Annotated in this window: 12 protein-coding genes; 4 read left to right on the forward strand and 8 right to left on the reverse strand. The window is 61.4% G+C overall.

Translation table 11 applies throughout. The features are described 5' to 3' along the window. The first annotated feature begins 73 nt into the window (after positions 1-73). Positions 74-982: a DMT family transporter gene (locus CGA22_RS22360; RefSeq protein ID WP_041020181.1), complete on the forward strand. Its 909-nt coding sequence runs from the start codon at positions 74-76 to the stop codon at positions 980-982. A gap of 120 nt (positions 983-1,102) precedes the next feature. Here the strand turns inward: CGA22_RS22360 and CGA22_RS22365 are convergent, their stop codons facing one another. The 3 genes from CGA22_RS22365 to cysK all read right to left on the reverse strand — a co-directional run bounded on the left by CGA22_RS22365 (position 1,103) and on the right by cysK (position 4,469). After that, positions 1,103-1,966, reverse strand: coding sequence for a DMT family transporter (locus tag CGA22_RS22365; RefSeq protein ID WP_041020182.1), 864 nt, complete (start codon positions 1,964-1,966; stop codon positions 1,103-1,105). 340 nt (positions 1,967-2,306) lie between these two features. Further along, the gene (locus CGA22_RS22370; RefSeq protein WP_041020183.1) at positions 2,307-3,245 is read right to left on the reverse strand and encodes an aspartyl/asparaginyl beta-hydroxylase domain-containing protein; all 939 of its coding nucleotides are present in this window, start codon (positions 3,243-3,245) and stop codon (positions 2,307-2,309) included. A 249-nt stretch (positions 3,246-3,494) separates the two neighbouring features. Then, positions 3,495-4,469, reverse strand: a complete 975-nt coding sequence (gene cysK / locus CGA22_RS22375) for a cysteine synthase A (protein WP_041020184.1) — start codon at positions 4,467-4,469, stop codon at positions 3,495-3,497. A 131-nt stretch (positions 4,470-4,600) separates the two neighbouring features. Here cysK and CGA22_RS22380 point away from each other — a divergent pair, with 131 nt between their 5' ends. The 3 genes from CGA22_RS22380 to CGA22_RS22390 all read left to right on the forward strand — a co-directional run bounded on the left by CGA22_RS22380 (position 4,601) and on the right by CGA22_RS22390 (position 7,945). Beyond that, complete coding sequence (locus CGA22_RS22380; protein WP_041020185.1) at positions 4,601-5,677, forward strand: DUF748 domain-containing protein; 1,077 nt, start codon at positions 4,601-4,603, stop codon at positions 5,675-5,677. Positions 5,678-5,886: 209 nt separating this feature from the next. After that, positions 5,887-6,732 carry an AAA family ATPase gene (locus tag CGA22_RS22385; RefSeq protein ID WP_025212404.1) on the forward strand — a complete coding sequence of 282 codons (846 nt, stop codon included), beginning with the start codon at positions 5,887-5,889 and terminating at the stop codon, positions 6,730-6,732. Positions 6,733-6,766: 34 nt separating this feature from the next. Further along, complete coding sequence (locus tag CGA22_RS22390; protein ID WP_041020186.1) at positions 6,767-7,945, forward strand: vWA domain-containing protein; 1,179 nt, start codon at positions 6,767-6,769, stop codon at positions 7,943-7,945. A 97-nt stretch (positions 7,946-8,042) separates the two neighbouring features. Here the strand turns inward: CGA22_RS22390 and CGA22_RS22395 are convergent, their stop codons facing one another. From CGA22_RS22395 to CGA22_RS22415, 5 genes are all read right to left on the reverse strand, one after another. Then, complete coding sequence (locus tag CGA22_RS22395) at positions 8,043-8,963, reverse strand: biotin-dependent carboxyltransferase family protein (protein WP_041020187.1); 921 nt, start codon at positions 8,961-8,963, stop codon at positions 8,043-8,045. Further along, entirely contained in the window at positions 8,960-9,664 is a 705-nt protein-coding gene (pxpB, locus tag CGA22_RS22400; protein WP_041020188.1) for a 5-oxoprolinase subunit PxpB, read from the reverse strand. Before pxpB ends, CGA22_RS22395 begins: the two co-directional genes overlap by 4 nt. Then, a complete protein-coding gene (locus CGA22_RS22405; RefSeq protein ID WP_041020189.1) occupies positions 9,661-10,413 on the reverse strand; it encodes a 5-oxoprolinase subunit PxpA in 753 nt (250 codons plus the stop codon). The genes pxpB and CGA22_RS22405 overlap by 4 nt, the downstream gene beginning before the upstream one ends. A 74-nt stretch (positions 10,414-10,487) precedes the next feature. Then, complete coding sequence (locus tag CGA22_RS22410; protein ID WP_041020190.1) at positions 10,488-11,774, reverse strand: MFS transporter; 1,287 nt, start codon at positions 11,772-11,774, stop codon at positions 10,488-10,490. Between the two features lie 217 nt (positions 11,775-11,991). Continuing rightward, positions 11,992-12,534 carry a DUF2937 family protein gene (locus CGA22_RS22415; RefSeq protein WP_041020191.1) on the reverse strand — a complete coding sequence of 181 codons (543 nt, stop codon included), beginning with the start codon at positions 12,532-12,534 and terminating at the stop codon, positions 11,992-11,994. Positions 12,535-12,546 lie beyond the last annotated feature (12 nt).

Here is a 12,546-nt window from a genome sequence, read left to right on the forward strand (position 1 = left end):
CGCGGCAACGCAACCATTGCCATCGGTCCCCGGGAGGGCGACACTTGCGACCCAACCATGGAAGGAATCCCTCGTGAACCTCGTCGATCTCCTGCGTCTGCTGTCATTGGCCGCCATCTGGGGGGCGAGTTTTCTGTTCATGCGCATTATCGCGCCCGTCATCGGCACGATCCCCACGGCCTTTTTTCGGGTCTCCATCGCCTTCGTCGGGTTGGTGGTGATCCTGGCACTGATGCGGGTCGACTGGAATTTCCGCGGCAAGTTGAAAGTCGTGATGGGGCTGGGCCTGATCAACTCGGGCATTCCGGCAACCTTCTATTCCCTGGCGGCCCAGACCCTTCCGGCCGGTTATTCCGCGATTTTCAATGCCACGACGCCTCTGATGGGGGTGTTGATCGGCGGACTGTTCTTCAGCGAGCAACTGACGGTCGCCAAGGTCAGCGGCGTGTTCCTGGGACTGCTCGGCGTCGGCATCCTGACCCGCGCCGGCCCGGTGGCTTTCGACCTGCAATTGCTGATGGGCGCCCTCGCCTGCCTGATGGCGACCACTTGTTATGGCTTTGCCGGATTCCTCACCCGGCGCTGGCTCGATCATCAAGGTGGGCTGGACAGCCGTCTCTCGACCCTGGGCAGCATGTTCGGCGCCACGGTGTTCCTGCTGCCGCTGTTCGGTTACAGCGTCATCAGCCATCCCCCGGCCAGTTGGGGTGGCTGGAATGTCTGGCTGTCATTGCTCGGGTTGGGCCTGGTGTGCACCGCGCTGGCGTACATCCTTTATTTCCGGCTGATCAGCTCCATCGGGCCGGTCAAGTCCATGACCGTCACCTTCCTGATCCCGCCCTTCGGCGTGCTATGGGGAGCGTTGTTGCTGGATGAGCCGCTGGGAATGGCGCATCTGTATGGTGGGTTGCTGATTGCGGCAGCGTTGTGGCTGGTGCTGAAACCGGCGGTGCAGAAACCGGTCGAGGTGTCTGCCCGATAGTGCATCGGCGCATTCGAGCATGTCATCGCGGGCAAGCCTTGCTCCCACAGGTTATACGACGTCCTGTGGGAGCATGGCTTGCCCGCGATGGAGGTACTGCAGTCACTGAACCGCTAACGGCTAGCCGCGTTTACGAAACACAAACACCAGCCCGACGATGATCAGCACCATCCCCAGCAAGCTCAACAGCGCCAGCCGGTTGCCGAACACCAGGTAATCCATGACCGCGGTCACCGCCGGCACCAGGTAGAACAGGCTGGTGACATTCACCAGGTTGCCCCGTGCAATCAGCCGGTACAGCAGCAAGGTCGCCAGCACCGATACCACCAATCCCATCCAGAACACCGGCACGACGAAGCCCGCATTGGCCTCGAAATGGAATGGCTGGAACGGTACGAATACCGCACACAGTAGAAGCCCGGCCAGGTATTGCACCGGCAGCGTGCCGAGGGGATTATCGGTAATGCGCTTCTGCATGATCGACCCGGCGGTCATGGACACCAGTGCCAGCAACCCGCACAGCATTCCGGCCAAGGACATCCCGGCCAACCCGATGCCCTGGTACACCACCATGACCAATCCGACCAGCCCGAGCGCCAGGCCGAACAGACGCTGCCAGGAACGCTGACGTTCCACGAACACCACCGTGAGAATGGGTTGTACGCCCATCAGGGTGGCCATCACGCCGGGGGTCACGTTCATTTGCAAGGCCAATAGATAAAAAATCTGATAGGCCCCCAGCAGCACCAACCCAGTGGTCGCGGCATAGATCATCGGCTTGCCGGCCTTGGGCAGTTTGAACCTGAACACCGGGATCAACAGCACCAATGCGCACAGTGCGATGGCAAACCGGACCAGCAGAAAAGCAAAAGGTGAGGCGTGGGCCAGGCCCAGTTTGGAAAAGATTGCCCCGCTGCTCCACAGCAGGACGAACAGGCTCGTGGAAGCCGCCGCCAACAAGGCGTTCTTGGATAGGAAAAACATGGATACCACCTGTAGTCAGGCAAAAGCCAACTCAGCCGAGGCTGAAGTCCAGTAGTTTTTTCAGGCAGGCACAGGGGGATGGCAACCGTTGCCGATCAGCCCTGAACGCCAACACCCGGCGGTGATACGACGGCGTACACCGATGAGCTACTGACAGGTGGGGGATATTGACCGGTCTGCACAGGCTGCTGATTCCCGCACGGCACGACGCCAGCGTTGAACGCTGGAACCACAACCGCGATGACAGGGAATACAGACATGAGCCGATCTCTTGGGGAGGGTGGGTTCGAAAACCCGACGAGCGCTGACTATAACCAGCGCCCGATGTATTGCGCAATGGCTAACCGAACAACCAATAGCCAAGCGCCGTGAGCACCAGCACCGCCAGTATCGGCCGCATCACCCGGTACACCTTGGGATACTTGCGTTTCCACTGCTTGACCCGGCCGCTGATACCATCGCTGAACGATTTGCTCCAGGCGTAGGCCTGGTTGATGCCGCCGACGCGTTCATCATCCAGATTCTGCGGAGCGGTGGCGCGACCAAGCATGCCGCTGACAGCGCGATTGAGGCGGGTCATCAACCGATTGCTCAAGGGGCGCTCGACATCGCAGAACAGGATCACGCGGGTCTGGGGTGTTTCATTCTTGACCCAGTGCACGTAGGTTTCGTCGAACATCACATCTTCGCCGTCGCGCCACGCATAGATCTGGCCATCGACGAAGATCCGGCAATCGTCGGAGTTGGGTGTGGAAAGCCCCAGGTGATAACGCAACGAGCCGGCGAACGGATCGCGGTGCGGGTTCAAATGGCTGTCACCCGGCAACAGTGCGAACATCGCGCCGCGGACATTGGGAATCCGGTTGACCAGCTCGACGGTCCTGGGACACAGCACTTCGGCCGACGGCAGCGGTTTGTCGTACCACTTGAGGTAGAAGCGCTTCCAGCCTTTCTTGAAGAACGAGCCGAAGCCGGCATCGTTGTTCTTTTCGGCAGCCCGGATGTAACCCTCGTCGAACAGATGCATCGCCTCATCACGGATAACCTGCCAGTTGTCCTTGAGCACATCCAGTTCGGGGAATTTGCTGCGGTCCAGGTACGGCTTGGAAGGTACGCCGGAAAACAGGTACATCAGAGTGTTGTAGGGGGCAAACAGCGCCGAATGGTTGACAAACTGGCGCAACACCGGCAAACGCGCCTTGCCGCGCAGGTGCACGTAAAGGGTACTGCCCAGAAACAGCAGCAGTACCGACGCCTTGGCGACAAACGAAACGGTCATTCATAACTCCTTGTCAAAAACAGCGGGTGCAACGTCAACTGCCCGACTTGGCCGGGCGGGCAATGCTAACGGCTCATGGCCCGGGTAAAAATCGTCTGACGCAATATTCACCATTGTGCAGGACGCAATAAACCTAACAGGCGTCACCTGAACCCTGGCTGACCCTGGTCAAAACACCTTCAATCCTGCTGAAGGCTTCTGTGGCGAGGGGATTTATCCCCTCGCCACAGAAGCTGTCCTGCCACTGTATTACTGATGGTTTTCCTGTTCGGTAAACAGATCACTGAACAGCATGCTCGACAAGTACCGCTCGCCCGAATCCGGCAGGATCACCACGATCGTCTTGCCCTGCATCTCCGGTTTTTCCGCCAGGCGTGCGGCCACGGCCATCGCCGCGCCACAGGAAATGCCACACAGAATGCCCTCTTCCTGCATCAAGCGCAGGGCCATGGCCTTGGACTCGTCGTCCGTCACCCGCTCAACCTGATCGACCATCGACAGATCCAGGTTCTTCGGCACGAATCCGGCGCCAATCCCCTGGATCTTGTGGGGGCTGGGCTTGATTTCCTGACCCGCCAGCGCCTGGGTGATCACCGGCGAACTCTCGGGCTCCACCGCCACCGACAGGATCGGCTTGCCGCAGGTGTTCTTGATATAGCGGGAGACCCCGGTGATGGTGCCACCGGTGCCCACGCCCGCCACCAGTACGTCCACCGCGCCGTCGGTGTCGTTCCAGATCTCAGGACCGGTGGTTTTTTCGTGGATCGCCGGGTTCGCCGGGTTATCGAACTGCTGCGGCATGAAGTAACTGGACGGGTCACTGGCAGCAATCTCGGCGGCCTTCTCGATGGCTCCCTTCATGCCCTTGGCCGGTTCGGTCAACACCAGCTCGGCACCCAGGGCCTTGAGGACCTTGCGCCGTTCGATGCTCATGGAGGCCGGCATGGTCAGCATCAGTTTGTAGCCGCGAGCAGCGGCGACGAATGCCAGACCGATTCCGGTATTGCCCGAGGTCGGTTCGACGATGGTCATGCCCGGCTTGAGCCTGCCGGTGCTTTCAGCGTCCCAGATCATGTTCGCGCCGATCCGGCACTTGACCGAATACCCCGGGTTACGCCCTTCGATCTTGGCCAGGATGGTCACGCCCCGCGGGGCAATGCGATTGATCTGCACCAGTGGCGTATTGCCGATGGAATGGGCGTTGTCAGCGTAGATACGGCTCATGACGAGGTCCTTAGTGAGGCGTGAATACAAGCGCTTAAAGGTATGCCTGTTACCCAAGGGCGTCCAGTTGCACCGAACGTTCCCCGTGCTGCAACGGTCAATGCTTTTAATATCGCCGGAGACTGAATGACATGAAGCGTCGATACAGCTGGCCGCTGTGGACCCTCGCGGCCATCGTCGTGGTGCTGGTGGCCCTGCATTTCACGTTGCCTTATCTCGTGCGCAATTACCTGAACGATAAACTGGCCGACATGGGCGACTACCGCGGCCAGGTCACTGACGTGGACCTGGCGCTCTGGCGCGGGGCCTACCGGATCAACGGCCTGAAAATCGTCAAGGTCGACGGCAAGGTCCCGGTACCGTTCGTCGATGCGCCGCTGGTCGACCTGTCCGTCAGCTGGCACTCGCTGTGGTACGACCACGCGGTGGTGGCCGAGGCGGAGTTCGCCCGGCCCGAAGTGAACTTCGTCGATGGTGGTGGCAACCGGCAGAACTCCCAGACCGGCCAGGGCACCAACTGGCGTGAGCAACTGAGCAAACTGCTGCCGATCACGTTCAACGAGGTGCGGATCAGGGACGGCAAGGTGACCTTTCGCAATTTCAACTCCAAGCCGCCAGTCAACCTGCGGGCCACTGACGTCAACGCCAGTTTCTATAACCTGACCAACGTGGTCGACACCGAAGGCAAGCGTGACGCCCGTTTCGAGGGCAAGGCCCTGGTGGCCGAACACGCGCCGCTGGAGGTGCAAGCCACCTTCGACCCGTTGAGCAAGTTCGAGGATTTCGACTTCCGCCTGCGGGCCAGGGACATCGAACTCAAGCGTCTGAACGATTTCGCCGCGGCCTACGGCAAGTTCGACTTCAACGCCGGCCATGGCGACCTGGTGATCGAGGCCGAGGCGAACAACGCCAGGCTCAGCGGCTATATCAAACCGCTGCTGCGGGATGTGGACGTGTTCGATTGGCAGCAAGACGTGGAAAACGAGAAAAAGAATATTTTCCGCTCGGTCTGGGAAGCGCTGGTCGGCGCAGGCGAAACGGCCCTGAAGAACCAGCGCAAGAACCAGTTCGCCACCCGGGTTGAACTCAGCGGCAATGTCCATCAACAGAACATCAGCGCCTTCGAAGCCTTCCTGCAGATCCTGCGCAACGGTTTCGTCGAGGCTTTCAACGCGCGCTACGAGCAGCCGCCGCCCTCGAAGGACTAGCCTGTGGCGAGGGAGCAAGCTCCCTCGCCACAATCGCCCTCCTTTGTCCGGCCATCCGCCAAGACCGGGTCAACATGTGACGCCCCATTCAGAGACTGAATACAGCGTCTGCGTTCACAGTCGGCGGGACGTCGCGTTATAGTCGGGCACGCCATTTATTTCGCGCGCCCCGCCTCGCCGGGCCAGCGACACGTTCGAGGAAACTGCAGATGAAGTTCGAAGGCACCCGCGCCTACGTGGCCACCGATGACCTGAAGCTGGCCGTGAACGCCGCCATCACCCTGGAGCGGCCATTGCTGGTCAAGGGCGAACCGGGCACCGGCAAGACCATGCTGGCCGAGCAACTGGCGGAGTCCTTCGGCGCGCGCTTGATCACCTGGCACATCAAGTCCACCACCAAGGCCCACCAGGGCCTGTACGAGTACGACGCGGTCAGCCGCCTGCGGGACTCGCAATTGGGCGTGGACAAGGTCCATGACGTGCGCAACTACCTGAAGAAGGGCAAGCTCTGGGAGGCTTTCGAATCCGAGGAACGGGTCATCCTGCTGATCGACGAGATCGACAAGGCCGACATCGAGTTTCCCAACGACCTGCTGCAGGAACTCGACAAGATGGAGTTCTACGTCTACGAGACCGATGAAACCATCAAGGCCAAGCAGCGCCCGATTATCATCATTACCTCCAACAACGAGAAAGAGCTGCCGGATGCGTTCCTGCGCCGCTGCTTCTTCCACTACATCGCCTTCCCGGACCGCGTCACCCTGCAGAAAATCGTCGATGTGCACTACCCGGACATCAAGAAAGACCTGGTCAGCGAAGCGCTGGACGTGTTCTTCGACGTGCGCAAAGTACCGGGCCTGAAGAAGAAACCCTCCACGTCCGAGCTGGTGGACTGGCTCAAGCTGCTGATGGCCGACAATATTGGCGAAGCAGTGCTGCGCGAACGCGATCCGACCAAGGCCATCCCACCGCTGGCCGGCGCCCTGGTCAAGAACGAACAGGACGTGCAGTTGCTTGAGCGCCTGGCGTTCATGAGCCGTCGCGGCACGCGTTGAGCCTTCTTCGTCAACAAGCGCGAGGGCAACTGCCATGCTGCTGAACCTGTTCAATGAGATGCGCGCCGCCAAGGTGCCCGTGTCGGTGCGTGAGCTGCTGGACCTGATCAACGCGCTGAAACAGCGGGTGATCTTTGCCGACATGGATGAATTCTATTACTTGTCCCGGGCGATCCTGGTGAAGGACGAGCGCCATTTCGACAAGTTCGACCGGGCGTTCGCCGCTTACTTCAACGGCCTGGAAAAACTCGACGACCATCTCCAGGCGCTGATTCCCGAAGACTGGCTGCGCAAGGAATTCGAACGTTCGCTGACCGATGAGGAGCGAGCGCAGATCCAGTCCCTGGGCGGCCTCGACAAGCTGATCGAGGAATTCAAGAAGCGCCTGGGGGAACAGAAAGAGCGCCATGCCGGCGGCAACAAGTGGATCGGCACCGGCGGCACCAGCCCGTTTGGCTCCGGCGGTTTCAACCCCGAAGGCATCCGCGTCGGCGACGCCGGCAAGCGCCAGGGCAAGGCCGTGAAAGTCTGGGACCAGCGCGAGTACAAGAACCTCGACGACCAGGTGGAACTGGGCACCCGCAACATCAAGATTGCCCTGCGCCGCCTGCGCAAGTTCGCCCGTCAGGGGGCGGCCGAAGAGCTGGACATCGATGGCACCATCGACCACACCGCCCGAGACGCCGGCCTGTTGAACATCCAGATGCGCCCCGAGCGACGCAACACCGTCAAGCTGTTGCTGCTGTTCGACATCGGCGGCTCGATGGACGCCCACGTGAAAATCTGCGAAGAACTGTTCTCGGCCTGCAAGACCGAGTTCAAGCACCTGGAGTACTTCTACTTCCACAATTTCGTGTACGAGTCGGTGTGGAAAAACAACCTGCGCCGCACCTCGGAACGCACCTCGACCCAGGACCTGCTGCACAAGTACGGCGCGGATTACAAAGTGATCTTCATCGGCGACGCCGCCATGGCGCCCTATGAAATTACCCAGGCCGGCGGCAGCGTCGAACACTGGAACGAGGAAGCGGGCTATGTATGGATGCAGCGCTTCATGGAGAAGTACAAGAAACTCATCTGGATCAACCCCTATCCGAAGGACACCTGGGGCTACACCGCCTCGACCAACATCGTGCGGGAATTGGTGGAGGACCGGATGTACCCGCTGACCCTGCGGGGGTTGGAGGAAGGGATGCGGTTTCTTTCCAAGTAAGGATTGTTGTCGAGCATCCGGGCCTCATCGCGAGCAGGCTCGCTCCCACACTGGATCTTCGTCACACCCTGTGGGAGCGAGCCTGCTCGCGATGCTTCTAGCGGTCTAAAAGCCCCTGCAAACACGCTACCTGTTGCCGATGCGCAACCTCCTGCACCACCGGACGCAACCGCACCTGCGTCCCTGGCAGGCATTGCGCCAGCCGCGCCAGGGCCAATGGCGTCAAGGCGCCCAGGCGGGGATAGCCGCCGATGGTCTGCCGGTCGTTGAGCAGCACGATCGGCTGGCCGTCCGGCGGGACCTGCACGGCACCCAAGGGAATGCCCTCGGAAATCATCGCGGGTCCCTGGTATTTCAGCTCAGCCCCCAGCAAGCGAATGCCCATACGGTCGGCACGACTGTCCAGTGTCCAAGGGCTGTTGAACGCGTCGAACAGGCTCTGTCCGCTGAACGCGCCATTCTGCGCCCCCAGGATCAGGTCCAGTGGCTGGGCCTGCTGGAAATCCGGAATCAGCCTGCCCGGCATCGGCCGAGGCGTGACCGGGCCTGAATAGCTCAAATGCTCGCCACGACCCAGCGCACGACCCAGCCCATCCAGGCCGCCGAGTTCTTCACGCACCACCGTCGCCCGGCTGCCCAGTACCGCCGGTGCATCGAAGCCACCGGGGGCCGCGAGGTACGCCCGGGCACCCAGTACAGGTTGGGTCAACGCCAGGGTCTGGCCCTTGCGCAAACTGAAATAACGCCACGTTGCCACGGCCTGGCCGTCCAGCCGTGCCCCGAGGTCCGCCCCGGCCAGCGCCAGTACACAATCCTCTTCGGCCACCACCGTGAAGCCACCGAGGGTGATCTCCACTACCGTCGCGTCCAGGGCATTGCCCAGCATCCAGTTGGCCCAGGCCATCGACAGCCAGTCCGCCGCACCGCCCTGGGTCACGCCCAGATGCCTGACGCCAAAACGGCCGCCGTCCTGCAACAGGCACAGCGGTGTGCTGGCCTCGATCAACAAACGGCTCATGCCAGGGCCTCCTGCGGTGTGTCGTCGCCGCCCAATGCGATGAATTCGGCGTGGTCCACGGCGACAAAGCGCACCGTGTCGCCGGGCTGCATCAGGCTGTAGCCGTCACGCTCGCGATCAAACAGTTTGGCCGGGGTACGACCGATCAGGTTCCAGCCGCCGGGTGATACCAGCGGATACGCCGCGGTCTGGCGCTCGGCGATGCCGACGCTGCCCGCGGCCACCCGCTTGCGCGGCGTGTCGAGGCGCGGCGCGGCCAGCACTTCGTCCACCAGCCCCATGAACGCAAAACCGGGTGCAAAGCCCAGGGCAAACACCTGGTATTCGTGCTCGCTGTGACGACGGATCACCTGCTCCACCGTCAACCCGCTGCGACTCGACAACAGGCTCAGCTCAGGCCCGACGCTGGGGTCGTACCACACCGGCAGCACATGGTTCTGGCCGACCGAGCGGGCGTCAGGGGAAAGATTGTTCAACGCCTCGTTGACCAGATCCCGCGCCTGAGCCGGGTTCAACGCCAGCATGTCGTAATGCACCATCAGCGTGGTGTAGGACGGCACCAGGTCGATCAGGTCCCCGGCGAACACCTCGCGCAGACGCTCACTGGCAGCGAGCATCCACGGCATATGGGTCTCGGCAATCTCATCGAACAAGCGCACCATCAGGCAGTCCACCGCGACCACTTCCACCCGTGGTTTCATGATGCGCGCTGCCGGTCCAGTGCTTCGCGGATGCGTTGCACCGCCGCTACGGAGCTGGCGTTGTCACCGTGCACGCACAAGGTATTGGCATGCAGGACCAACGCGCTGCCATCGCTGGCGGTGAGCGAGTCACCACGGGCGATGGTCAGGGCCTGCCCGATGATGACCTCGGCATCGTGATGCACCGCGCCCGGCAACTGGCGCGAAACCAGGTGACCGGCGCTGTCGTAAGCACGGTCGGCGAAGGCTTCGAACCACAACGTCAGGCCATATTCGTCACCCAGGGCCTGGGCGGCGCTGTTGTCCCGGGTCGCCATCAGCATCAGCGGCAACTGCGGGTCGTAGGCCGCGACGGCCTGGATCACGGCGCGCAGTTGCGCCGGGTTGGCCATCATGTCGTTGTACATCGCGCCATGGGGTTTGACGTAGCTGACCCGCCCACCCTGGGCCCGGCAGATGCCGTCGAGGGCACCGATCTGGTAATGCAGCAGGTCCTGCAGTTCCTGGGCGGTGTAGGCCATGGAGCGGCGGCCGAAACCCACCAGGTCCTGATAGGCCGGGTGTGCGCCGATTTGCACGTCATGGCTCAGGGCCAGGCTGACGGTTTTGCGCATGATGCTCGGGTCACCGGCGTGAAAACCGCAGGCGATGTTGGCGCAATCGATGAAGGGCATCACCTCTGCGTCCAGACCCATGGTCCAGTTGCCGAAGCTTTCGCCGATATCGCAGTTCAGTAGCAAGCGGTTCACTTGAACGCTCCTTTGGGTTCTATCTTTTTCACCAGGGGGCTTTGACCATGAGCACCGCCCCGCAGGTTTATCAGTTACTCGGCATCCAACTGCTTGCCTTGGGTTTCCGGCAGGCTGAGGGCCGCCAGGATCACCACGCCGTAGGACACGGCCGCGAACGCACCGATGCCGACACTCAGGGGTACTTTCTGGCTCAGCAGGCCGATCAGCAGCGGGAACAGCGCCGCCAGGGCCCGACCGATGTTGTAGCAGAAACCCTGGCCCGAACCGCGGATGCGGGTCGGAAACAGTTCGGTAAGGAACGAACCCATGCCGCTGAACATCCCCGACGCGAAGAAGCCCAGGGGGAAGCCCAGCCAGAGCATCACGTTATTGCTCACCGGCATCTGGGTGTACAGCAGCACGATAACGAACGAACCGATGGCGAACAGGATAAAGTTCTTCTTGCGGCCCAGGATGTCGGTCAAATAGGCGCTGATGACGTAACCCACATAGGAACCGACGATCACCATCGCCAGGTAGCCACCGGTACTCAGCACGCTCAAGCCACGTTCATTCTTCAGGAAGGTCGGCAACCACGAGGTGATGGCGTAGTAGCCACCCAGCGCACCGGTGGTCAGCAACGAGGCGCGAATTGTGGTGAAGAGGATGCCGGGGGCGAAAATCTCGTAGAACTTCGCCGGATTGCTCGGTTCCTGGCGGGCCTTGGTCTGATTATAGATTTCCGGATCCTTGACCAGTCGCCGGACGAAAATCACGAACACCGCCGGGACCAGGCCGAGCATGAACAGGGCGCGCCAGGCATCTTCCGGCGCCAGCACCGAGAACAGCAGCGCATACAGAATCGCGGTCATGCCCCACCCCAGCGCCCACCCTGCCTGCACCATGCCAACCGCCTTGCCGCGATCCTTGGCGCGGATCACCTCGCCCATCAGCACCGCGCCGGCGGTCCATTCGCCACCGAAGCCAAAGCCCATCAGGGTGCGGGCGATCAGCAGTTGTTCGTAACTCTGGGCCAGGCCACACAGAAAGGTGAAGAAAGCGAACCACAGCACTGTCAGTTGCAAGGTACGGACCCGACCGATACGGTCCGAGAGGATACCGGCAATCCAGCCGCCAAGGGCCGAGGCAATCAGGGTGCTGGTATGAATCAGCCCCGCCTGCCCGGTGGTGATGCCCCACATCGCGATCAGGGTCGGCACCACGAAACTGAGCATCTGCGTGTCCATGCCGTCCAGGGCATAACCGATCTTGCAGCTCCAGAAGGTGCGGCGTTCCTGCTGATTGATGTTGCGATACCAGTCGAACGGACCGGAACGGGCCTGGGGCTGGGGGACGCCGAGTGTGTCAGGGGCACTCATGGTGGTTCTCCACGGTTTTATTGTTATAAGCCTCGACGATGGGAACGTAGAGACCGGTTGCCCCGATTCTTGGGCCCACGGCGCGGCGCGTCCAACGAATAAAATTGCGGACGGGTCATAAGAAAAAGTTGATTGGGTGGGAAAACGTGGGGGCTTGGCGACTCACTATTGTGGCGAGGGGATTTATCCCCTCGCCACAGAAAAGCTCTATCTGGGGTCAAAGCCCGCGCAAATCCCGCTCTTCAATCGGCCGGCTCTGGCGCAGGCGCTTGCCGCCCAGCACCACCCAGTCGATCAGGCGGAACAGGCACTCCAGGCCGAACGACAGCAGCATGGCACCGCTGATGCCCCAGATCATCGCTTCGGGGGTCAGCAGGATCTGGTAGCTGTAGCCATTCCAGGTTTCCTTGCGGATGTCCGGATCGGCGGCCAGCGCCACTTGCAGCAACCGGATATACCACGGGCCTTGCATCGCCTGGTATTGCTTGTCCAACGCCTGCTGGCGCACCAGCAGGGTGTTCAGGCTGTCGGCATCGCTGCGAAAGATCGGGTCCTCGCTGGCACGGTAATGAGCCACCAGGGCCTGCATGTCACCTTTGAAAAACTGGTTGGCGGTGCCCTGGAAACCTTGCAGGCCGTTCTGGGCTTCGATCAGGTGCGCCTCGACCCGCTTGGCGTAATCGCTGATGAAACCCGGCACCTGGACCCCCACCAGCAGGCCCACTGCAAACAACACCAGCCGTAGATAACTGAGCAACATAACGTGACGTCC

It is taken from the genome of Pseudomonas sp. PSB18 (genome assembly GCF_014596565.1).
Taxonomy (GTDB): domain Bacteria; phylum Pseudomonadota; class Gammaproteobacteria; order Pseudomonadales; family Pseudomonadaceae; genus Aquipseudomonas.